The sequence below is a fragment of the Anaerobacillus sp. 63XJN7_4_ISO-PGPR-S23-413 genome (genome assembly GCF_056173725.1).
This window is the reverse complement of record NZ_CM149688.1, coordinates 3917567-3940674: the sequence shown is the minus strand read 5'-3', so window position 1 is coordinate 3940674 and position 23108 is coordinate 3917567. Positions and strand designations below refer to the sequence as shown.

24 protein-coding genes and 1 riboswitch are annotated in these 23108 nt (G+C 44.9%); of the genes, 23 read left to right on the top strand and 1 reads right to left on the bottom strand.

Annotation, left to right across the window (positions count from 1 at the left end; translation table 11 throughout):
* The first annotated feature begins 59 nt into the window (after positions 1-59).
* From AC0VYO_RS20345 to AC0VYO_RS20265, 17 genes are all read left to right on the top strand, one after another.
* Entirely contained in the window at positions 60-470 is a 411-nt protein-coding gene (locus AC0VYO_RS20345) for a BlaI/MecI/CopY family transcriptional regulator (RefSeq protein ID WP_475366113.1), read from the top strand.
* Position 471: 1 nt separating this feature from the next.
* A complete protein-coding gene (locus AC0VYO_RS20340) occupies positions 472-1314 on the top strand; it encodes a M56 family metallopeptidase (RefSeq protein ID WP_475366112.1) in 843 nt (280 codons plus the stop codon).
* Positions 1315-1373: 59 nt separating this feature from the next.
* Positions 1374-1763 carry a DoxX family protein gene (locus AC0VYO_RS20335; protein WP_475366111.1) on the top strand — a complete coding sequence of 130 codons (390 nt, stop codon included), beginning with the start codon at positions 1374-1376 and terminating at the stop codon, positions 1761-1763.
* Positions 1764-1774: 11 nt separating this feature from the next.
* Complete coding sequence (locus AC0VYO_RS20330) at positions 1775-2479, top strand: DsbA family protein (protein ID WP_475366110.1); 705 nt, start codon at positions 1775-1777, stop codon at positions 2477-2479.
* Between the two features lie 140 nt (positions 2480-2619).
* Positions 2620-2804, top strand: a riboswitch (cobalamin riboswitch).
* 134 nt (positions 2805-2938) lie between these two features.
* Positions 2939-3922 carry an ABC transporter substrate-binding protein gene (locus tag AC0VYO_RS20325; protein WP_475368156.1) on the top strand — a complete coding sequence of 328 codons (984 nt, stop codon included), beginning with the start codon at positions 2939-2941 and terminating at the stop codon, positions 3920-3922.
* On the top strand, positions 3906-4946 hold the full coding sequence (locus tag AC0VYO_RS20320) for a FecCD family ABC transporter permease (RefSeq protein WP_475368155.1): 1041 nt from the start codon (positions 3906-3908) through the stop codon (positions 4944-4946). The genes AC0VYO_RS20325 and AC0VYO_RS20320 overlap by 17 nt, the downstream gene beginning before the upstream one ends.
* Before the next feature lie 2 nt (positions 4947-4948).
* The gene (locus tag AC0VYO_RS20315) at positions 4949-6418 is read left to right on the top strand and encodes an adenosylcobinamide amidohydrolase (RefSeq protein WP_475368154.1); all 1470 of its coding nucleotides are present in this window, start codon (positions 4949-4951) and stop codon (positions 6416-6418) included.
* Complete coding sequence (gene cbiB / locus AC0VYO_RS20310) at positions 6415-7377, top strand: adenosylcobinamide-phosphate synthase CbiB (RefSeq protein ID WP_475368153.1); 963 nt, start codon at positions 6415-6417, stop codon at positions 7375-7377. Before AC0VYO_RS20315 ends, cbiB begins: the two co-directional genes overlap by 4 nt.
* Positions 7355-8419 carry a threonine-phosphate decarboxylase CobD gene (gene cobD, locus AC0VYO_RS20305; RefSeq protein WP_475368152.1) on the top strand — a complete coding sequence of 355 codons (1065 nt, stop codon included), beginning with the start codon at positions 7355-7357 and terminating at the stop codon, positions 8417-8419. Before cbiB ends, cobD begins: the two co-directional genes overlap by 23 nt.
* Entirely contained in the window at positions 8407-8970 is a 564-nt protein-coding gene (locus tag AC0VYO_RS20300; protein WP_475368151.1) for a bifunctional adenosylcobinamide kinase/adenosylcobinamide-phosphate guanylyltransferase, read from the top strand. The genes cobD and AC0VYO_RS20300 overlap by 13 nt, the downstream gene beginning before the upstream one ends.
* Positions 8967-10454 carry a cobyric acid synthase gene (locus AC0VYO_RS20295; RefSeq protein WP_475368150.1) on the top strand — a complete coding sequence of 496 codons (1488 nt, stop codon included), beginning with the start codon at positions 8967-8969 and terminating at the stop codon, positions 10452-10454. The genes AC0VYO_RS20300 and AC0VYO_RS20295 overlap by 4 nt, the downstream gene beginning before the upstream one ends.
* The gene (gene cobS, locus AC0VYO_RS20290) at positions 10451-11242 is read left to right on the top strand and encodes an adenosylcobinamide-GDP ribazoletransferase (protein WP_475368149.1); all 792 of its coding nucleotides are present in this window, start codon (positions 10451-10453) and stop codon (positions 11240-11242) included. The genes AC0VYO_RS20295 and cobS overlap by 4 nt, the downstream gene beginning before the upstream one ends.
* Complete coding sequence (locus tag AC0VYO_RS20285; protein ID WP_475368148.1) at positions 11200-11814, top strand: histidine phosphatase family protein; 615 nt, start codon at positions 11200-11202, stop codon at positions 11812-11814. Before cobS ends, AC0VYO_RS20285 begins: the two co-directional genes overlap by 43 nt.
* Positions 11766-12200, top strand: coding sequence for a bifunctional adenosylcobinamide kinase/adenosylcobinamide-phosphate guanylyltransferase (locus AC0VYO_RS20280; RefSeq protein WP_475368147.1), 435 nt, complete (start codon positions 11766-11768; stop codon positions 12198-12200). The genes AC0VYO_RS20285 and AC0VYO_RS20280 overlap by 49 nt, the downstream gene beginning before the upstream one ends.
* Before the next feature lie 16 nt (positions 12201-12216).
* A complete protein-coding gene (locus AC0VYO_RS20275) occupies positions 12217-12807 on the top strand; it encodes a cob(I)yrinic acid a,c-diamide adenosyltransferase (protein WP_283153395.1) in 591 nt (196 codons plus the stop codon).
* Between the two features lie 2 nt (positions 12808-12809).
* Complete coding sequence (locus AC0VYO_RS20270) at positions 12810-13295, top strand: ECF transporter S component (RefSeq protein WP_475368146.1); 486 nt, start codon at positions 12810-12812, stop codon at positions 13293-13295.
* Positions 13292-14023: an ATP-binding protein gene (locus AC0VYO_RS20265; protein ID WP_475368145.1), complete on the top strand. Its 732-nt coding sequence runs from the start codon at positions 13292-13294 to the stop codon at positions 14021-14023. Before AC0VYO_RS20270 ends, AC0VYO_RS20265 begins: the two co-directional genes overlap by 4 nt.
* A gap of 77 nt (positions 14024-14100) precedes the next feature.
* Here AC0VYO_RS20265 and AC0VYO_RS20260 read toward each other — a convergent pair whose 3' ends face one another.
* A complete protein-coding gene (locus AC0VYO_RS20260; protein ID WP_194218472.1) occupies positions 14101-14265 on the bottom strand; it encodes a Fur-regulated basic protein FbpA in 165 nt (54 codons plus the stop codon).
* 625 nt (positions 14266-14890) lie between these two features.
* Here AC0VYO_RS20260 and AC0VYO_RS20255 point away from each other — a divergent pair.
* From AC0VYO_RS20255 to iolD, 6 genes are all read left to right on the top strand, one after another.
* Positions 14891-16642, top strand: coding sequence for a solute:sodium symporter family transporter (locus AC0VYO_RS20255; protein ID WP_475368144.1), 1752 nt, complete (start codon positions 14891-14893; stop codon positions 16640-16642).
* A gap of 16 nt (positions 16643-16658) precedes the next feature.
* Positions 16659-17681: an inositol 2-dehydrogenase gene (gene iolG / locus AC0VYO_RS20250; protein ID WP_475368143.1), complete on the top strand. Its 1023-nt coding sequence runs from the start codon at positions 16659-16661 to the stop codon at positions 17679-17681.
* An 80-nt stretch (positions 17682-17761) separates the two neighbouring features.
* On the top strand, positions 17762-18574 hold the full coding sequence (gene iolB, locus AC0VYO_RS20245; RefSeq protein WP_475368142.1) for a 5-deoxy-glucuronate isomerase: 813 nt from the start codon (positions 17762-17764) through the stop codon (positions 18572-18574).
* Between the two features lie 46 nt (positions 18575-18620).
* Entirely contained in the window at positions 18621-19619 is a 999-nt protein-coding gene (gene iolC / locus AC0VYO_RS20240) for a 5-dehydro-2-deoxygluconokinase (RefSeq protein ID WP_475368141.1), read from the top strand.
* Positions 19620-19636: 17 nt separating this feature from the next.
* A complete protein-coding gene (locus tag AC0VYO_RS20235; protein WP_475368140.1) occupies positions 19637-21097 on the top strand; it encodes a CoA-acylating methylmalonate-semialdehyde dehydrogenase in 1461 nt (486 codons plus the stop codon).
* A gap of 107 nt (positions 21098-21204) precedes the next feature.
* Positions 21205-23106, top strand: coding sequence for a 3D-(3,5/4)-trihydroxycyclohexane-1,2-dione acylhydrolase (decyclizing) (gene iolD / locus AC0VYO_RS20230; protein WP_475369080.1), 1902 nt, complete (start codon positions 21205-21207; stop codon positions 23104-23106).
* Positions 23107-23108 lie beyond the last annotated feature (2 nt).

Genomic DNA, 23108 nt, shown 5'->3' with positions numbered 1-23108 from the left:
TTTTCCTTCTTGACCCTACTATCCTTTTGGACTACACTGTGTAGTGTGAGGTGGAAGCGATGAAAATTCATCAGTTCAAAACGAATGAAACAGGGTTAAACCGCTTTTTCGGCTCTCTTGAAGCGAAGGTTATGGACATACTCTTTGAAGGTCCAGAAATGACGATCAAAGATGTGAAACAGAAGCTTGATCAAGAGAAAAGTACGAACTTTAACACGGTTATGACGGTCATGAATCGTCTCGTGGATAAAGGAATTCTAGTAAAACGAGTTGAAAAGCGCACGTCAATGTTTAAGCCGCTTCTATCGAAAGAAGATTTTTTACAAACGCAATCGAAGGAATTAACAAAGGATCTAATGGATGAATTTGGTCCGCTTGCTGTGAATCATATGCTTGATGCGCTCGATGAAGCGGATCCAGTTTTGATCGAAAAGCTTGAGCAAAAAATCAAGCAGCTAAAGGAGAAGTAAGATGAGAATAAAACAGCCGCGATTTTTGTTTATGCTGTCTTTTTTTCTTGTAGCCACGATGATTGTTCAAATGTCACTATACAGTCTGCATTTATATTCGAACTGGACGCTTATGTTAAGCGTACTTGAAGCCTGCCATAATATGCTTCGCGCGATCGGTTTATCATCTATGAACATGCTATTAGAAGTTCTGATTCTCTCAACATTTTCATTAATCGTGATGATGATCGTGAAGCAAATTTATCGATATGTCACCTTTTCGAAACGGCTGTCGCTTCTTCGTGAAGACACTGTCACACAGGTAGTCATTCGGAATTTCGATTTAGGAAAGCAGGCACTCCAGGTGATTAGAAGCGATGAGCCTATCGCGCTTACATATGGAATGATTAAACCCAAAATAGTTCTTTCGACTGAACTAGTTAGCCTGTTGAGCAAAGAAGAGCTGCGCGCCGTGATTTATCACGAAACTTTTCATCAGCAGCATCGTGATCCATTGAAAAAATTTATCATCACCCTTCTCGTCCACGCGCTTTGGTACGTGCCGATTTTGAAATGGGTATCAAATCACTATCACACGCTACGCGAAATTGCCGCGGATCGGTTTGCGATGAAAGAAGCAAATATGCTTGATCTTAGTAGCGCGTTATTAAAACTATTAAAAAGCGATCACAGACAGCGTCATGCTTTTGCTGTATCTTTTGCGGAAACGTCTGTGAACGATCGCATACAACATATTCTTGCGCCAGAAAAAGAAGTGCACGTAACGTTGCCTGTTGGGACAGTACTTTACTCACTTTATATTGTGTTAGGGTTATCCATCATGTTTATGGTGGCGACACCCTAATTCTTTTTCGGAAACAAACACTACATATCGTAGTGTTAAAATTAGGAGGGAATTAATTTATGAATTTATCACAAAACGTTGCCCTTGTCGTACTACGAATCGTTCTCGGTCTTATTTTTACGGTTCACGGCCTAGATAAATTTGCTGGAGGGATTGGAAATACCGCTGGATTTTTCGAGAGCATTGGCATTTTGGGTGGTTTAGCGTATGTCGTTGCAACGATTGAACTAGTCGGAGGTCTTCTTATGATCGTAGGACTAGGCACACGCATTGTTTCTTTGCTTTTCATGATCGTCATGCTAGGAGCGATCTTTACGGTTAAACTAACGACAGGATTTATCGGAGGGTATGAATTGGATCTTGCTCTTCTCGGTATGTCAGTCGCTGTTTTGATTAGCGGAGGTGGAGCCATTTCCGTTGATTACAAATACTTTTCGAAACAATCATAGGAGGAAGAATCATGGCAAATAAGAATAAGAAAAAGCAACCGAACAAGCAAACAATAGCTAATGCGCAGAAAAAATCGAAAGCATGGATCTACTGGTTAGTGGCCGCTGTCGCTGCAGTTATCGTAATCGTGATCGTCGTTTCAAGCGGCTCGAGTTCTGATGGTTCAGAGGAAAAAGCGATGGAGCAACCATTTCTCGGTGATGAAAATGCGCAGGTAGAAGTGATTGAATTTGGAGATTACAAATGTCCTTACTGTAAAGCATTCGAACAGTCTTTTTTCCCGCAAATTGATCAAGAGTTAATTCAAACAGGGGAAATCAAATTCTCGTTTATCAACTATCCATTTATTAATGTTGATTCCGATCGCTCAGCGGAATTTGCTGAAGTGGTGTACCAGGAGCTTGGGAATGACGTGTTCTGGGAATTCCACTCATTAATGTATGAAAAGCAAACAGAAGGCACGGAAAAGCAGGACATCTACACAGAAGATTACCTTGTAGACACGCTAAAAGAAGTGACTGATGAAGAAAAAGCTGAACAGGTTCTTGCAGCTTTTAAAGATGGCGAAGGAGAAGCGGCGATCGACTACGACTTATCGAAAGCCCGTGATCTCGACGTTACTGGCACACCAGCTCTCTTTGTGAACGGCGAGCCGTTTGAAGGACAAACAATTGATGACCTGAAGAAAATGGTAGAAGAAGCGAAGGAAGAGTAAAGGAATTACCATCATTGTCCACCGTGGGTGGACAATGATGGTTTTTTGTTTGTGAAGGGGGTCAGGCGCGAGCCTGACCCCCTCAAAACACAACTGTTCCCCCCACTCCCGCAATCATGTATAATAAACCTGTTACCAATTACATAGTGATCGATTCAGGTGTCTTTTCAATGAAGACTTAATAGGGAAGCTGGTGCAATTCCAGCGCGGTCCCGCCACTGTAAATGGTCGCCTGCTGCAGAATCCACTGTTCGAAACAGCGAATGGGAAGGAGCAGCATGCGATAACCATGAGCCAGGAGACCTGCCTGAATCAAGCGCGAACAGCCTACGAGGATAGGGATGTGCGAACGGATTCAGGTGCCTTTATGCACCGTTACTTCCATTCGACCATCTTCATGCCCTCGTGCGTGGGGATTTTTTAGTTTAGAGACATCAGAAAACAGGAGGAGAAACACACATGAAAAAGCTTTATTCACTACTCGTTTTACTTTTTCTCGTTACAGGAACCATCGCAGGTTGCGGAGCGAGTGAAGAGAACAGCGCGACAAATGAAGGAAATGCGAATACAGAGCAAGCTGAACAGTCAGAAGATAGCGCTTTCCCAGTAACGATAACGGATGCGTTGGACGAGGATGTTACGATCGAAAAAGATCCTGAAAAAATTGTCTCCTTAATCCCGAGTAACACTGAGATCCTTTTCGACCTGGGAGCAGGGGAAGAAGTAGTTGGCGTATCTGACTTCGCCAACTATCCAGAAGAAACGGCTGATATTGAAAAAATCGGCGGCATGGAATTTAACGTGGAGAAAATCATTTCTCTAAAGCCTGATCTCGTACTTGCACACGGCTCAAGCGCACATAACTCAGAAGCAGGTCTACAGCAGCTTCGTGATGCTGGAATCACTGTACTCGTTGTGAACGATGCGAAAAGCTTCGATGAAGTGTACGCTTCCATCGAAATGATTGGACAAGCAACCGGTGAAACGGAAGAAGCGGAAACCGCGATCGATGAAATGAAGCAAGATCTTGAAGGCATTCAAGCAAAAGCAGAAAGCATTAGTGAAGAAGATCAGAAAAATGTCTTCGTCGAAGTTGCCCCTGCGCCTGAAATCTACTCTCCAGGGAAGAATACGTTTATGGATGACATGCTAACGATGATTCACGCGAAGAACGTGACGCACGATCAGGAAGGCTGGAACCAGGTGGATCAGGAAGCGATTATCAAAGCGAATCCTGACGTGATCATCACAACGTACGGTTACTATACAGAGAAGCCAGTTGAACAAGTGTTAAGCCGCGACGGCTGGCAAGACGTGACGGCTGTCAAAGATGAGCAGGTTGTTGATGTGCACTCTGACCTTGTTACGCGCTCTGGCCCTCGTCTTACTGAAGGAGTAGAGGAACTTGCAAAAGCGGTTTACCCGGATGTTTTTGCTGAATAAACGTTTAATTGCCTATCCGATTGCGATAGCACTCTTAATTGGTGCCATGCTCCTTGGCATTTCAATCGGTACTGTTTCAGTTCCAGTGCTTACCATTCTAAAATTAATCGGAAGCGAAGTTTTACACCTTCCATTCATAGGCAAAACCGATCCAATGTTTACAACGATTGTGATGGATATTCGCTTGCCACGCGTCATTTTGGCAGGTCTAGTGGGGGCGTCTCTTGCGATAGCAGGGGCCGCCTTTCAAGGTCTTTTGCGTAATCCACTAGCGGATCCGTACGTGCTCGGCGTTTCATCCGGAGCATCAGTTGGAGCGGTACTCGTGCTGTTTTTCAACCTGTCCATTCCGTTTGTCGGCATGTTCACCCTACCAGTTATGAGCATCGCTGCATCGATTCTCACGATTTTCCTCGTGCTCTTTTTCGCACGACAAATCGAGCGATCGATGCGCGTGGAGACGATCATCCTAACAGGAATTGTGTTTAGCTCATTCCTTGGCTCACTCCTGTCACTTATGATCGCCTTAACAGGAGAGGAGCTTCGTCAAATTATCGGCTGGCTCCTTGGAAGCGTGTCGATGCGCGGATGGGAATACATCGGGATCATTCTTCCCTTTTTCATCATTGGATCAGGGATCCTGCTCTTTAGCAGCAAGGAGCTGAACGCGATGTCTTTTGGTGAAGAACGCGCTCAGCATATCGGCGTGAACGTCGCGAAACGAAAGCTTTGGATTCTAATCGGCGGCTCGATTTTAACAGGGGCAGCTGTTGCGGTTTCAGGAACGATTGGTTTCGTTGGCCTTGTGATTCCGCATTTAACGCGCCTCCTATGGGGTCCGGATCACAGGCATTTACTGCCACTCTCCATTTTACTTGGAGCTGCTTTTCTAATCATCGCTGATTTAATTTCAAGAACGATCATTTCACCAACTGAGCTGCCGATTGGCGTCATCACATCGCTTATCGGTGCCCCGGTATTTGCCATCATTTTAATACGAAGACGTAAGGAAAGAAGAGGATAAGCATGCTAAGCGTACATTCTGTTACAGGAGGATACCCCGGTCACGACGTACTTGATGACATTTCGTTTGATGTGAATCAAGGTGAGCTTCTCGGCATCGTTGGACCAAACGGAAGCGGCAAAACGACTATTTTTAAAATGGTTAGCGGCATTCTAAAGGCAAAGTCCGGCTCAATTATGCTCAAAGATAAGTCGCTCTCAAGCTACTCAGCGAAACAGCTGGCGCGCGTGCTCGCGGTTCTTCCACAGCATGCGGATCAGGCTTTTCCTTATACCGTTAAAGAAACCGTTTCGCTCGGACGCTACGCCCATCAGACGGGATGGTTTCAAATGTGGAGCGAGTATGACGAGGCGGTTGTACAGCGTACAATGGAGCAAACGGGAACCGCCGCCTTCGCGGATAACTACGTGAACGAACTCTCAGGCGGTGAGCGTCAGCGCGTCTTTCTCGCACAGGCGCTTGCGCAGGAACCCGAGATTCTCTTATTAGACGAGCCGACGAACCACCTCGACCTTTCTTATCAAAAAGAACTGCTCGATCTCTTAAAAAAATGGACGCGCGAACAGGGGCTAACAGTGATTTCGATTTTTCACGACTTGAATCTGGCAGGTCTGTACTGTGACCGCCTGCTTCTTCTTGAAAATGGGAAAATCAACATGCACAACAAGCCAAATGACGTTCTAAACGAACAGCGCATTCAATCGGTTTATCGCACAAAAATTGAAAAGCATCCGCATCCGACCGTGCCAAAGCCACAAATGCTGTTATTGCCAGAAAAACAGGCAGAGGATCAAAGCAATCTTACCATTGATGAGCGCTACCTTAAGCGGTCAGATAACATGATCACTCTCACGACACCATTTCCGCTTCGGACGATGTCTTCTGGTGTCGTAGGATCTGGAACTGGCTGGTATCGCACGTTCGTCAACCGACACGTCCCTAAAAGCTACAGCTGCTCAGATCATAAAGAAGAAATGGCGACGTTTTTAGAGGAGCACGGCATCGATCCGACAGAAACAGTTGGCATGATGACGGCCGTTCGACTAGAGGATGTCTCTTACCGCTTAGTAGAAGATGAAGGCGTTTCGGTATTTGTCGTTGTAACGGCAGGCGTTGGAAACGCCGTCGATGCATCGAAAAGCGCAGAGCACGTATACGAGCCGCTTCCCGGAACGATCAACACGTGGATTTTCGTGAACGGAACGCTCACAGATGAAGCATTCATCCAAAGCATCATGACCGCAACGGAAGCAAAGGTTAAAGTCATGCACGACCAGCAAGTAAAAGACTCGGTGACAGGCACCATAGCAACAGGTACTTCTACAGACAGCATTCTGATCGCCGCGACACAGCGTGGACAGCATCAGGCATACGCGGGCACGATCACAACGCTCGGAAAATTGATTAGCCTCGGCGTTTACAACTGTACGACAGAGGCACTTGAAAAGTACCGTACGAGGCTCTCGCTATGATCATGTATCACCTTCTTGCGATTAGCCTCGCTTTTTTTCTGGATCTGCTGATTGGCGATCCACCAAAATGGCCGCATCCAGTGAAGTGGTTTGGCTCACTTATCAACTTTCTCGACAAACGCTGGAACTATGGTGCGAACCGCAAACAAAAAGGTGCCCTCATGACGCTCACCGTTCTTGTCGTCGTGATTACTCTAACCGGTTTGACCGTTTTTCTTGCCTACAACCTTCACCCGCTTGTGGGGATTTTCTTTGAAGGCATTCTCATCGCAACAACGATCTCACAGAAAAGCTTGCGAGAGGCGGCACTGGACGTATATAAGCCCCTTCAGCAAGGCGATATGACAGAAGCACGACGCAAGCTTTCCTGGATCGTTGGTCGTGACACAGATCAACTCGATGAAAGTGAAATCGTACGAGGCACTGTTGAAACGGTCGCTGAGAACACTAGCGACGGCATTACGGCACCGCTATTCTGGGCGCTTATCGGCGGTAGCGTTGGGGCGATGGCCTACCGAGCGATTAACACGTGTGATTCAATTGTTGGCTATCGAAACGAAAAATACGAAGCTTTTGGCTACGCCTCTGCGAAGCTTGATGACGCTGTGAACTGGATTCCAAGTCGCATCACAGGCTACTGCATGATGCTTTCCAAAAAGCCGGAGCATACCGCAAGAAGCCGCGCCTGGCACGTTCTATTTCGCGATGCAAAACAGCATCCGAGTCCAAACAGCGGCTGGGGAGAAGCGGCAACGGCAGCGCTTCTCGGCGTGCAGCTTGGCGGGGTGAACACATATAAAGGCATCGTTTCAAACCGTGCGCTTATCGGTGACGCCATCATTAAGCTAAGCGCCATACATATTCCAAAAGCGATTGCGATCATGAATCGCACGAGCATTCTTTTTCTACTTATCTTATGGATCGGAGGGCTTTTCATTGCTACCATCACACGGCTCTAATCCGCACTATTTATACGAATCGCTGAGCATCGAACAGCCTGAGGAGACGCTCGATTTCAGCGCAAACCTGAATCCATTCGGTCCTCCAAAGGCGCTGATCGAAAAGTGGCCTGACGCTTTCAACCTCATCACAACATACCCTGACCCCCACGCCACCTCGCTAACGAAAAAGCTTGTAGCAAGGCACGGTACGGAAGAAAGTCACGTTCTCGTTGGTAACGGTGGTGCTGAACTGATCACGCTCGTCGGTCGTTTTCTTTTTCATAAACGAGTTTGCATCGTGCAGCCTGCTTTTTCAGAGTATGAAGAAGCATGTCGTAGTGCAGAATGCGAAGTCACTTACCATAAGCTTGAAGAGGGATGGCGCCTCGACCCAAACCCTCTTGTTGAAAAAATGAATCACCTTGACGCCATTTTTCTCTGTACGCCAAATAACCCAACCGGTGTTTCGTATGATCCTGAATCAGTCAGAACACTGATTGCTGAAGCGGAAAAGCAAGATTGCTACCTCATCATCGATGAAGCCTTCGCTGACTTTTTACAAAAAGAGCCCTGTTATACCGTAGAGATCATGACAAATAAGCGCCTGATCATTCTGCGCTCGTTAACGAAAATGTTCGCCATTCCAGGCTTACGTCTAGGTTATATGATGGCGCATCCTGAAGTGATTCGCGCAATAAAAAAGCTCAAGCCACACTGGAGCGTTAACGCTTTAGCGCTTATGGCTGGTGAGATTTGTATCGACGAACAGGCGTATATGACGCTAACGCGAAAGTTTGTAGAGGAGGAACGTGAAAAGCTCCAAACTTTTTTTGAAAAGCATCGCTATATTTACTCACGTTCAAGCGTGAATTTTTATTTACTTAAAGATCCTGATCAAACCGATCAAGCGCCACTCATGCACTACTTGATGAAAAACGGCATCGTCCCAAGGCATACGGAGAACTTTCCAGGTCTTAACGGGCGATGGCTCAGATTTGCGATTCGAACTTCCGATGAAAACGACCGACTCATGGAGGTGCTAGCATCATGGCGACGCTGATCTTCATAACCGGAGGCGTGAGGAGCGGGAAAAGTCGTTTTGCTGAAGAACGAGCAGCTTCGGTCCGGACAGAAAATAGTACGCTTCATTACATCGCCTGCGGTCAGGCAAGTGACGTAGAGATGGAAGCGCGAATTCGCCGTCACCAGCAGGATAGGGAAAAAGCCATCGTTCCATGGCAAACAGTTGAATGCCCAAAGGATGTAGGAAGCGCCACCTCACAGCTTGGGGCAAAGGCGGTTGTTTTGCTTGATTGCGTGACAACGCTTCTATCCAATGAATTGTTTCAAAACGGAGACTGGTCAAACGCCATCTTTCAGGAACAAACGAAACAGAAAATTCAGCTTGATATCGAAAAACTTAACGAAAGCTCAGAAGCCCTCGTCATTGTTAGCAATGAACTTGGGCATGAACCGTTAGATGGGGAACTTGTCTCCGTTTATGCGCGATTGCTTGGTGAAATTCATCAGTGGATTGTTAGTGAAGCGGACGAAGCTTATCTGATTGAAATGGGCCTGCCGCAGGTTATGAAGGGAGACGGAATTACATGAAGGGTGTCATGATTCAAGGCACGGCATCAGACGTTGGCAAAAGCTTGATCGTGACGGCCCTCTGCCGTCTTCTCGCAAACGAAGGCTATGCCGTTGCTCCGTTTAAATCACAAAACATGTCGAACAATTCTTACGTGACAATGGAAGGAAAAGAGATCGGACGGGCACAGGGCGCACAAGCAGAAGCGGCTAGAACCGAAGCGAGCGTCTGGATGAATCCCATTCTATTAAAACCAAGATCCGATCAGCATGCGGAAGTGATTCAGTTCGGAACCTCTTACAGCACGCTCTCGGGCAAAGATTACCGAGAATCGTACTACGAGATGGGCATAGAAAGCATTGAGCGTGCGCTCGATCACCTACAGCAAAACTATGATGTGGTTGTGATGGAAGGTGCGGGCAGCCCGGTTGAAGTCAATTTAAAAGATCGCGAGCTTGTGAATATGAAGGTGGCTGAAATGGCCGATGTTCCAGTCATTCTTGTGGCTGATATCGATCGCGGCGGCGTGTTTGCAAGCATCGTCGGCACCCTTGAGCTCCTGGATGATCAAGAACGCAAGCGGGTGAAAGGTATCATCATTAACAAATTTCGTGGCGATCCAGCGCTCTTCGAAGATGGCATCACATGGCTTGAAGAGCGAACCGGTCTACCAATGATCGGCGTCCTTCCTTATGTGGAGCATCACGTGGAAGGGGAGGATTCTCTCTCACTTACCGATCGGTTTTCACAGAAAAAAGGTGCGCTTGAAATCGTCGTGCTTCAGCTTCCGTTTGTTTCTAACTATAGCGATATGGAGCCGTTTAACGATGAGGACGTCACGGTTCGCTGGGTGCAGCACTCGGATGAAGTTGGCGATCCAGATGCGGTCATTATTCCTGGAACGAAAAGTACCATCCGTGATTTGGATTGGTTGAAGGATCGAGGTTTTGACGAAGTGTTACAAAGCTACATAGCACGCGGCGGAAGCGTTATTGGCATATGCGGCGGCTATCAAATGCTGACGGAGAAGCTGATTGATCCGTATGGCGCAGATACAGGTGAGTCTGGGAAAACGGTTGAAGGAATGGGGCTCATTCCCGCGCAAACGTCGTTTCATAAAGAAAAAACTACCGTACGAGTGAGCGGTTCACTGCATTCAGCTACTAACCTAGCAATGCCAATCGAAGGCTATGAAATTCATCTAGGGGAAACACGTTTTGCCCATACAGCCAAACCTTTCCTCCAGATCGAGGGTCGGCCTGAAGGCTACTATAATGAAGGAGGTCGCGTGATTGGCACGTATTTGCATCATCTTTTTCATAATGATGAATGGCGAACCGAGTGGCTGAATCGTCTGCGAACGCGGAAAGGATTGCCGCAACAAAAGCAAATCAACCGTACTAGCATGAAAGAGAAAACGTACGATCATCTCGCTAACCAGCTGAAGCCACACTTGAACTGGGAGCTTATGAAAAGCATCATGTTTCAGCGTGAGCGCCAATGAGTTTGTGGCCAGGTTTTCTCATTAATGTGCAATTTTTCACCGTTATCCCGGTGCGACGCGAACTTCCAATGGAGCGGGAGCCGTTAACGCGCTCGGTTCAAACGTTTCCGATTCTTGGACTGCTTCAAGGTTTACTATCGGCAGCGCTTCTCTACGGGCTCATCGAATGGACGCCTTTTTCGTCGCTAGCGATCGCGTTCGTCACATGGGTGTTTCTGATGGCGCTAACGGGTGGTCTTCATCTTGACGGCTGGATGGATGCAAGCGATGCGTTTTTCTCGTATCGCGATCTTGCTAAACGTCTTGAAATTATGAAGGATCCGCGGACAGGGGCTTTCGGCGTACTGTCGGTGATTGTGCTTCTCTCGGCAAGGTTTCTTTTTCTTTATGAAATCATTCAAATGGCGACGTTCAGCTCGTATCTCCTCATTGCGGCCATACCCTTTTTTAGCAAAAGTGTGATGGGATATTTTCTGTTAAGCATTCAACCTTCGAAACAAGAGGGGCTTGCTTACTTTTTTCAGAAATCGATTCAGCGATCAAGCTTATGGATTTATCCGATTTATTGGATCGCGCTCATCGGCATGACGGTGCTACTCTCCCCAGACGCTTTCCTAGCATTGCTGTTGTTAAGTGCAATGACAGTTCTATTTGCGATCGCGATGAGAAGAAAGATACTTAGCTGGTTTAACGGCGTAACCGGAGATGTGCTCGGCGCGAGCGTTGAAGGGATGGAGGTGATCTTATGGATGAGCGTGTGGCTATTACATTATTTCGTCATGGGATAACGGATGATAACAAGCGCGGGGCTTATATTGGCTGGACAGATACACCGCTTAATGAAGCCGCTGAACTTGCTACAGTCGACGCTGATCAGTATGATCTTATTTTCACGAGCGACTTGCAGCGATGCATGCAAACAGCGAAACGTCTCTTTCCGAATCGGAAAAGAATTCCCGTGCCGCTGTTGCGGGAAATCCTGTTTGGGGAATGGGAAGGAAAAACGTATGCCGACCTTGAACATGATATCCAATACAGAAGCTGGATTGATGATCCATTCGTCATGTCTCCACCTGGAGGTGAGAGCTTCGCTCAATTTGGTCAGCGAATTGAGGAAGGGTTTAAATCGGTCGTCGAACAGGTCATTGAATCACAGAATCAGAGAGGCATCGTGATTACACACGGAGGCGTTATTCGCTATTTGCTAACCAAGTATGCCCCAGAAAAGCGTTCGTTTTGGGAATGGAAAGTTCCCCACGGTTCAGGAATCGAGCTTGAATGGAAACGAGATGACCTAAGGAGGGATAGGCGATGCACTTCGTTACAGGAGGTGCCTATAACGGCAAATCGAAATGGGTGACAACGTTCTACGGATTAACGGAGGATCACTGCTGGAGATCCGCTTATGACCAAATGAAAATCCCGCTTAATGTAAGTCGCTTTTACGGAGATGTCGTTGTTCTTGAAGGTGTAGAACAGTGGATTAAAGGACTTACGGCTGACTCGGGGCATGAAGAATGCCGGGCGATCTGGCAGTCGCTTCTAGGCATCTGGCGCTCGTGGGAAAGCGAGCAACATGAGCGGACGGTCGTGATTATAGGCGCGGATATTACTAAAGGAATCGTACCAATGGAAAAAGAAGAGCGCGAATGGCGTGATTTAACAGGATGGGCGTACCAGGATTTAGCGGCCTTAGCAGACCGTGTTGATGTAATCTGGTACGGACTCAATCAGCAGTTAAAATAATCGAGGGGGAATAGGGATGAGAATTTATACACGAACAGGTGACGAGGGAAAAACGAGCATTATCGGGGGAAGAGTCGATAAAGACGATGTACGAGTAGAAGCTTACGGCACGGTAGATGAAGCGAATGGCTTTGTTGGACAGGCGATTGTTGAATTAAGTGAGCTTGGCTCAGATAAATTTACGGATCTTCTAGAAGATTTGGAAAAAATTCAGCATGAGCTCTTTGACTGTGGCGGCGACCTTGCGAACGTCTCACCAAAACGAGAAATGAAGCTTATGGAAGAGTCGATTACGTACCTTGAAGGACGCATCGATGAGTTTATTGAAGAAGCGCCAGCGCTTGAGAAATTTATCTTACCTGGTGGAAGCAAACCGTCCGCAACGATTCATATCGCTCGCACAATCACACGTCGCGCCGAGCGCCACGTTGTTACGTTAAATAAAGTAGAAGAAAACATTCCACCCGTCCCAATGAAATACTTAAACCGCCTATCAGATTACTTTTTCGCCCTTGCTCGCGTGATTAATTTCCGTTTGAACGTAAAAGACGTGGAGTACGCAAGAAGCGCAAAAGTGTTCCGCGGCGGCAAGCGTAAAGGAGAGTAGGCATGTCGGGAAAACGCGCAAGCCTTCTCGCCATGTTCATTGCACTATCCGTTGTTGGCGCGCTTATTAAAATTCCTTCCGTTATCGGAAGCGTTGCGCTCGATGCGTTTCCAGCTCTCGTAGCCGCCGTTCTTCTCGGAAGCAGGAGCGGTGCGCTGATCGCAGGATTCGGTCATCTACTATCTGCGCTTATTGTCGGCTTTCCGCTCGGTCCCATGCATCTACTAATCGCGGCAGAAATGGCAGCGCTCGTTTGGCTTTTCGGTGCGCTTTATGAGAAAAGTAAACGAAAAATAGCTGTTGGACTCTTTTTAGTAGGAAACGGAGTTATTGCTCCACTACCGTTTCTTTTTATGCTCGGCACGGGCTTTTACATGGCGATTATGCCAGGGCTAGTTGTTGCGTCAGCGATCAATCTCGTACTTGCGATGGCTCTCATCCCACGCTTAGCAACGATTTTTGAGAAAAAAGGACTTGCGAGCTTATGAGAGATGGTACGATGATTCCGCTCGATAACGAATACCTCGTGATTACAAGCGATAACAGCGGAGGCATCGGAGAGAAAGAGCATGATATCGTGAACGTGCCATATGATGTGCTTTCTTACTTCGCTTTTCGCGTTGCGGTAATGGAAAATGTCGCACATGGAGCAACGCCACTTTCCGTCGTTTTACATAACTTCTGCGGCGGCGCAAAGTGGGAGGAGCTTGTGGGCGGCATCGAGCGAGGAAAAAGAGAATTAGGCATGAACGAGCTTACGATCACAGGAAGCTCTGAAACAAATATGCATCTCCTCCAATCAGCGCTTGGTGTTGTGGTAATTGGACGGAAGCGGCGTAACGAACATCCTGAAGTATCGCTAAGTGACGACATCCGATTCGCCGTAATCGGTAAACCGCTCGTTGGCGATGAAGTGGTGAACGAGCCGAATGCGTTAGCACCACTTGATCTTTTTCAGTGGGTGAGTGAACAGGAAGGTGTTCGGGCTGTGTTACCTGTTGGATCAAAAGGGATACTGTATGAGTTGAATGAGCTTCTAGCTGAAGATGAAGTGACGGATGAACAGGTGATGGTAGATCTGGACGTTCATAAATCCTCAGGCCCGTCTACTTGTTTTATTGTCGCTTATGGAGAAGAGGTAAAGGAGCACCTACGTGAACGAGCGGGTGGGCTTCTTCATGTAGTGGAAATTGAAAGGGGTCAGGCACGTGCCTAACCCCACATACAAACAAAAACCGCGCATTGTCCGCCTGAGGCAGACAATGCGCGGTTTTCTATCTATTCAAGTATTCTTTACAATGTTTTCATACGATTTTCTCTCTCATACTTCTTCTCAAGCTCGGTTAATGTAAGGCTATGAAGTTGAGTAAGGTCTTCTCGATTGTGTGGTGAATTTAGTAACTTGCGAATTAGGTAGGTTCGACGATCAATCATGCCTTTTCGGAGTTGAACTCCCATGAACACAACCTCCTTCCTTTACTATCACGTTTGACTCTAGCATAACGCGTTTTGCTTCTTTTGTGTGTTAAGAAATTGTGAAGAAATTAACAAAGAATGTGGGAAAGAAGTGGAGCGGGGTGCGGTGAAGGGGGTCAGGCGCGCGCCTGACCCCCTTCACATACAAAAAAGAAACAAAGTCCACTCCACACGGACATTCAAATGAGCTATACTCCATGTTTCTTTAAAATTTAAGCTAACCCGATTTGGATTCAGAAAAGGTTAAGAAGAAATATGCAACTAAGGTCTTTATTTTCTGAAAAATCACAAAAAACATTGCGTGTACAAAAAATGTGTTTTATAATAACTCAGGTAAGCGCTTTCTTTTACTTTTTTAGGAAGGAGACTTGATTTGTGGGTTTGAAAATAAGTGATAAGTCATGATGATGTCGCCGTTTTCACTGAGTTTTGTTTTCTAGGGGAAAAGTGCATTAATTATAAGGCGAACAATCATGGTACATTAATTTCGTTAATAAGGTAAGCGCTTTCCTTGTGAAGCTTATAAACATGTTATAAGTAGATTGGTTTAATTTATTTGCTCTATTACGCAAATCAACAAAATTACTTGAAACGGAGGTCTACGCCTATGATGTGGGTGATTGTTAGTAGTTTTCTTGTTTATACGGGTTTTGTCGCCTGGTTTTCTTGGTATAAGACGAGAGAAACAGACTTAACAAGTTCCGATGGTTATTTTCTGGCTGGTCGAAGTTTAACGGGTATTGTTATTGCAGGATCACTTATTTTAACGAACCTCTCAACAGAGCAAATGGTAGGACTGAATGGACAGGGGTTTGGTGAATCAATGGTCGTAATGGCGTGGGAAGTAACCTCGCCTATAGCGCTTATATTCATGGCTTTTATCTTCCTTCCAAGGTATTTAAAAGCAGGAATATCCACGATCCCTGACTTTCTGGAACAGCGGTATGATCTTCGAACGCGACAAATTGTTTCGATTCTATTTCTTCTTGGATATGCGGTTGCTTATTTACCTACCGTCCTCTACTCTGGTGCACTTGTATTAGATAGTATTTTCTCGCTGTCAACCATTAGCGGGACGAGCCAGTTTACAACCGTCATGATCGTTGCTTTTGCGATCGGAATTATTGGCTGCTGCTATGTCATCTTTGGTGGGTTACGAGCTTGTGCCATTAGCGATACGATCAATGGTGTTGGGCTAATTATAGGAGGATTTCTGATTCCCTTTCTTGCATTAGTTGCTCTTGGAGGCGGCAATCTTGTTGATGGAGTAGATAAACTACTTCATGCCAATCCTGCCAAGCTAAATGCGATTGGAAATCATGAATCGTCTGTTCCGTGGACGGTGCTTTTAACGGGTCTTCTTTTTAATAACCTTTTCTATTGGTGTACCAACCAGGCAATTATTCAACGGACGTTAGGAGCAAAGAATCTCGCAGAAGGACAAAAGGGAGTTTTGTACGCAGGCTTCTTTAAAATATTTGGTGCCTTCTTTTTAGTTTTACCTGGGATCATTGCTTTCTTACTTTACGGAGAAGGTGGACTTAAAAACGCTGATATGGCGTATCCGTCATTAGTGACAGATGTTCTTCCCCTGGCGCTATCTGGGTTTTTAGCTGCCGTTCTATTCGGAGCAATTTTAAGTTCTTTTAATGGAGCATTAAATAGCTCTATTACCCTTTTTACTTTGGACATTTATCGCCCAATTTTCAAACCCAATGCAAAGGAACGAGAGCTTGTTAAAGTGGGAAGGATTTTTGCCGGTGGACTTGCAGCGGTTGCCGTAATTGTGGCGCCGTTCATTATCTTTGCTCCTTCGGGTTTGTACTATTATCTTCAGGAAATGTTTGGTTTTTACAATATACCGATTATCGCCATGGTACTTGTAGGCTTCTTTAGTAAACATGTACCGTCAAGTGCACCAAAAATAACGATTCTTGTTCATATAGTCGTTTATGCTCTATCAAAGGTGTTTCTTGGCCACGTGAATTTTCTGTACGTTCTTTCCGTTCTGTTCCCACTCAACATTTTTGTTATGGTGCTAGTTGGTAAGCTTCGACCGAGAACGACAGCTTACGAATTATATGATTCTAAAAAAGTCGATCTCACACCATGGAAGCATGCTAGGATTTTCTCGATTTTTATCCTAGTACTGATGATCGGTGTTTATGCTTTCTTCTCTCCAATTGGAGTGGCAGAAGCTAGTGCCGAATATTCACCAATGTCACTTGTTTTCATGCTTGGAACGCTTGTTTTAATAAGTGGAGTGATCTGGTTCTGGCGAAGTACGACATTGAAACAAAGGAAACAGGAAGCAGAGCGATCGAAGTTTAACCAGGCTCTTAAACAATCATCACTATAAAGAAAGGGGATTTTCCATGTCAAAAGTAACTGCAGGTATTATCGGAGGTGGCCGCATCGGTCAATTACATGCTGATAACTTAATTCAATCACCTTACTATCAGTTGAGAAGTATTTCAGATATTCATATCTCACACCTTGAGGGGACGGTATATGAAAAGGAAGCAATCATTACAACTAACCCTAATGACCTCTTTTTAGACCCTGAAATCGACGCTATTTTTATTTGCTCATCAACAGATACGCATGTTGATTTTATTAAACGAGCTGCACAAGCAGGAAAGCACGTCTTTTGCGAAAAGCCAGTCAGTTTTCAAATTGAAGAAACGCGTGAAGCTCTTCAAGTTGTTAAAGACGCTGGGGTCAATTTTCAAGTTGGCTTCAATCGTCGCTATGATAAGCATTTTAGGAAAGTATTTGAAACAGTTCGTTCCGGTACAATTGGTGAACCGCACGTGATCAAAGTAACTTCTCGAGATCCTGAAGCACCACCAGAAGCTTATATCCAGCGGTCCGGCGGAATGTTCATGGATATGACCATTCATGATTTTGATATGATTCGTTATTTATCTGGAAAAGAAGTTGTAGATGTCACAGTGAAAGCAGCCAATCTAATTGATGAGAAATTCAAACGAAACGACGATGTCGATACAGCCATCATCACGCTAACTTTTGAAGACGGTAGTCTTGGAGTAATAGACAATAGTCGTCAGGCGGCTTATGGATATGATCAACGAATCGAAGTTTTTGGAGATAAAGGCGTTGTTTCTGCGGAAAATGAACAAAATACGACCGTGAAAATTAGCACGAGAGAATCGGTGACAAGTGATCATCCTAAATACTTTTTCCTTGATCGCTATAAAGAAGCTTATGTAGAAGAAGTGAGGGATTTTGCTTTATCTATATTGGAACAAAAGCCCTTAACGTGCAGTGGATATGACGGGTTACAGGCTGAAAATCTTGCGCTCGCTGCCCGCTTATCGTGGCAAGAGGGTCGAACGGTTACACTTTCTGAGCTAATTTCAGTAAAAATAGATTGAATTTTTAAACATCATGTTGTAGACTCGAATATAGACAAGGTAAGCGCTTACCTTAATTATTGTGAAGGAGGAAGTTGATCATGTCTCAATTGCTTATCAAACCTAACCAGGCAACTGAAGAAGGCAACATACTTAGAGTAACTCCTGAATCAGCGGGGTGGGAGTATGTGGGCTTTGAAGTCTACTCGTTAGAAAAGGGGAGTACGCTAAAGCAGAACACAAACAATCAAGAAGTTTGTCTAGTTTTGCTAAGCGGAAAAGCAGATGTCCAAACGAATAAAGAAAAATTCGTGAACATCGGAAAGCGTATGAGTGTATTCGAAAAAATTCCACCATATTCCGTTTATATACCAAACGATGATCATTATGAAGTAACTGCTTTAAGTGATATGAAACTTGCCGTTTGTTCTGCCCCCGGTAGAGGATCTTATCAAGCAAGACTAATTGCTCCAGACGATGTTGGCGTAGAAGATCGAGGACATGGAAAGATGTCTCGTAAAATTCACAATATCTTACCAGAGCAAAAAGAGGCGGACAGTCTACTTGTGGTAGAAGTATATACACCTGATGGAAACACTTCAAGCTACCCACCTCATAAGCATGATCGCGATCATTTACCATATGAATCCTATCTTGAGGAGACATACTACCATGAACTTAATCCACCTCAAGGTTTCGTGTTCCAACGAGTTTATAACGACAATCGGAGTTTAAATGAAACACTGAGCGTTGAGAATGGAAATGTCGTTCTAGTTCCGGAAGGGTATCATCCCGTCTCATCAATTCCAGGATATGAATCCTATTATTTAAATGTAATGGCTGGCCCCAAAAGAACCTGGAAATTCCATAACGACCCGGATCATGAATGGCTATTTGAAAATGTAATGAAGTAATGCCTTTAAGGTAAGCGCTTAACCTAACTGGGATGGAGGAAAACGAATGTATCACCTTGATTTCAAAAAAGATCGCCCTATTGATTTAATCGGACTTGGAAGACTGTGCATTGATTTGAACGCAAATGAAATCAATCGACCGATGGAAGAAACTTATTCTTTTACGAAATACGTCGGAGGTTCACCAGCAAATATTGCTATTGGAGCAGCGCGACTTGGCTTGAACAGCGGATTTATTGGGAAAGTCTCAAGTGATCAAATGGGAAACTATATCGTTGATTATCTTGAAAGGAACAAAATAGATACGTCAAGTGTCGTGAAGGACCAGACAGGAGCAGTAACGGGTCTTGCCTTTACTGAAATTAAAAGTCCCGAGGAATGTAGCATCCTCATGTACCGTGATAATGTAGCCGATTTAAAACTTGAAACAACAGATATTTCAGAAGACTACATTAGGGAGTCCAAATCACTTCTGATTTCAGGAACTGCCCTTTCCCAAAGTCCTTCAAGAGAAGCTGTTTTTCTTGCTCTTGAATACGCACGCAAACATGACGTCATCGTGATCTTTGATATTGATTATCGTCCTTACAGCTGGAATTCAGCCAAAGAGACAGCCATCTATTATAATCTTGCTGCTGAAAAGTGTGATGTGATTATCGGAACAAGAGAAGAGTTTAATATGATGGAACAATTTGAGAAAGAGGATAAAAATGATCAACGTACCGCTCAAAAATGGTTCGATCATCATGCGGAAGTCGTCGTAATTAAGCATGGTGGGGAAGGTTCGATCGCTTATTCCAAAGACGGTAGTGCACATCGTGGCGGGATTTTTAAAACAAAAGTTCTGAAAACATTCGGTGCTGGTGATTCTTATGCTTCTGCATTTATATATGGATTACTTAATCACTGGGATTTATCTGAAGCGATGAAATATGGAAGCGCTTCAGCAAGCATTGTTATCTCAAAACACAGCTGTTCGGAAGCAATGCCAACGAGTGAAGAAGTTGATGAAAAAATTCGCACATCAGAATTTCAACCAGTCTAAATTTAGGAGGAAATAATATGACAAAAACAGCGGTAAAAACAATTCAAAACTATGTAGGTGGAGAATGGATTGATTCGAAAACGAAGGAATATCAGCCGGTATATAATCCGGCAACAGGAGAAGTCATTGCTGAAGTTCCGATTTCCACAAAGGAAGACCTTGATCATGCAGTAGCGACTGCGAAGGAAGCATTCAAAACATGGAGTGAAGTCCCGGTACCTCGTCGTGCACGAATTCTATTTAAGTACCAGCAGCTCCTCGTCGATAACTGGGATCAGCTTGCTGAGTTAATTACAATTGAAAACGGAAAAAATGTGAAAGAAGCAAAGGGAGAAGTGCAACGTGGCATTGAGTGTGTGGAATTTGCTGCAGGTGCTCCGACATTAACAATGGGCTCACAGCTTCCGTCAATTGCAACAGGGTTAGAGTCAGGTGTTTACCGTTATCCAATTGGGGTTGTTGGTGGCATTACACCATTTAATTTCCCAATGATGGTCCCATGCTGGATGTTTCCGATGGCTATCGCAACTGGAAATACCTTCATTATGAAGCCATCAGAACGCACGCCTCTCCTTGCTAATCGTCTGGCGGAGCTTCTTGAAGAAGCAGGGCTTCCGAAAGGCGTATTTAATATTGTGCATGGCGCTCATGATGTGGTGAACGGTCTTCTTGAACATAAACAAGTAAAAGCGATTTCGTTCGTCGGTTCTCAACCAGTGGCAGAATACGTGTACAAAAAAGGAACAGAAAACCTTAAGCGTGTTCAAGCGCTAGCAGGTGCTAAAAACCATTCGATTATTCTTGAAGATGCTAATTTAGAAAATGCAGCAACGCAGGTGTTAAATGCCGCTTTCGGTTCGGCTGGTGAGCGTTGCATGGCTTGCTCGGTTGTGGCTGTAGAAGAAAGTGTAGCTGATCAGTTTATCGAAACGCTCGTTCAGAAGTCGAACGAAATAAAAATTGGGAATGGCCTGGAGGACGATGTTTTCCTTGGACCAGTCATTCGTGATCAGCACAAAGAACGGACGCTTCAATACATTGAAACAGGTGAAAATGAAGGAGCGAAACTGATTCGCGATGGTCGTAAGGATCAGGATATTCAGCGAGAAGGTTATTTTGTTGGACCGACCATTTTTGATAATGTGACGAGCGAAATGAAAATTTGGCAGGATGAAATATTTGCTCCGGTTCTTTCGATTTCTCGTGTGAAAAATCTAGAAGAAGCGGTAGAGCTAACAAATCAATCCCGCTTCGCTAACGGAGCTTGCCTGTTCACAAACCACGGCGGTAAAGTACGTACATTCCGTGAAACGATTGATGCAGGTATGCTTGGAATTAACATTGGCGTGCCGGCCCCGATGGCCTTCTTCCCATTCTCTGGGTGGAAAGATTCGTTCTATGGTGATCTTCATGCTAACGGTTCTGACGGAGTGGAATTCTACACGCGCAAAAAAGTAGTTACAACACGCTGGGTATAAAAAGAATAGCCGGATAGGTGCAAACCGTCCGGCTTTATTCCTTGATGAAGGGTTATCCATTATTAAGTTAATTTTTTCTTTATTTTCATGGAGGTGATCATTTGAGAATGACAATGGCTCAAGCACTCATAAAATTTTTAAATCAACAGTATATGGATCGAGACGGAGAGGAGCAGAAGCTCTTCAAAGGGATTTTTACCATCTTTGGACACGGCAATGTTCTTGGACTTGGTCAGGCTCTAGAAGAAGATTCTGGGGATCTAGAAGTTTATCAAGGGCGTAACGAACAGGGAATGGCGCATGCAGCGACAGCATTTGGGAAACAGAAACGTCAAAAGCAACTGATCGCATGTACCTCATCAGTGGGTCCAGGTGCAGCGAATATGATCACAGCTGCCGCTACTGCTACTGCTAATAATGTTCCTTTGCTTCTTCTACCAGGAGACACTTTTGCTTCGCGTCAGCCAGATCCGGTATTACAGCAGGTTGAACAAACACATGATGCAAGCATCACGACGAATGATGCCTATCGTCCTGTGAGCAAATATTGGGATAGAATTACGAGGCCAGAACAGCTGATGACTGCGATGTTAAACGCCATGCGTGTCTTAACAAACCCTGCAGACACAGGTGCTGTTACGATTGCTCTTCCTCAAGATGTTCAGGGGGAAGCATATGATTATCCGGAGAGCTTCTTTAAGAAAAGGGTACATCGTTTAAATAGAAAACAGCCAAGTGAAACAGAACTAAATGAAGCTGTTCAATTGATTCGTTCAAAAAAGAAGCCCCTTATTATTTGTGGTGGTGGTGTCCGCTATTCTGAAGCAGGCGATACATTAAAAGCATTTGCAGAAAAGTATCACATTCCTTTTGCTGAAACACAGGCAGGGAAAAGCGCTGTAGAAAGCACCCATTCTTACAATCTTGGTGGAGTAGGTGTAACAGGGAACAAAGCAGCAAATGATTTGGCGAGAGAAGCAGATCTTGTCATAGGAGTAGGTACACGTTTTTCTGATTTTACAACGTCATCCAAACAGCTTTTCCAACATACCGATGTTTCCTTTTTAAATATTAATCTATCAGATTATCATGCAAATAAATTCGATGCGACAACTTTAGTGGCGGATGCCAAAACGGCCCTTAAAGCATTAGATGATCATCTTGGCACTTATTTCACTACTTATGGAAATCAGATTGAGCAAGCGAAAGCAGAGTGGCAAGATGAACTTGAGCGATTATATAAGACGAACTATGAAGACGAAAACTATCAACCTGAAATTGAGAGTCAACTTGATTTATCCGAGTATCAACAAGTTCTTAAGTCTTCACTTACACAGACAGCAGTTCTAGGAGAGGTTAACCGTTCTATTGCTGAAAATGCGATTGTTGTAGGTGCAGCAGGTAGTTTGCCAGGAGATCTCCAGCGCATGTGGGTGACTCATACCCCGAACACGTACCATATGGAATATGGTTATTCTTGTATGGGATATGAGATTGCAGGAGCACTTGGAGCAAAAATGGCAGCTCCAGATCAGGAAGTGTATGCCATGGTTGGAGACGGAAGCTACATGATGCTCCACTCCGAGCTAGTTACTAGCATACAAGAAGGGCTTAAAATTAACGTCATTCTTTTTGATAACGCCGGGTTTGGCTGTATTAATAACTTGCAGATGGGTAACGGCATGGGGAGCTTTGGGACTGAGTTTCGAAAGCGGGACAATCAGCAGTTAACTGGTGAGTTAATGCCAATTGATTTTGCGAAAAGTGCGAGCGGATATGGGGTGAAAACCTATTCTGTTCGAACAATGGATGAACTTCAAAATGCGATAGAAGATGCGAAGGAACAGAACGTATCAACGCTTATTGACATTAAAGTTTTGCCTAAGACGATGACGGATGGCTATGGATCATGGTGGCACGTTGGCGTAGCTGAAACGTCGAAGAAGGAAGCGATCCAACAAGCTTATAAAGAAAAGGAAAAACAGTTAGAAATCGCACGTCGCTATTAAGG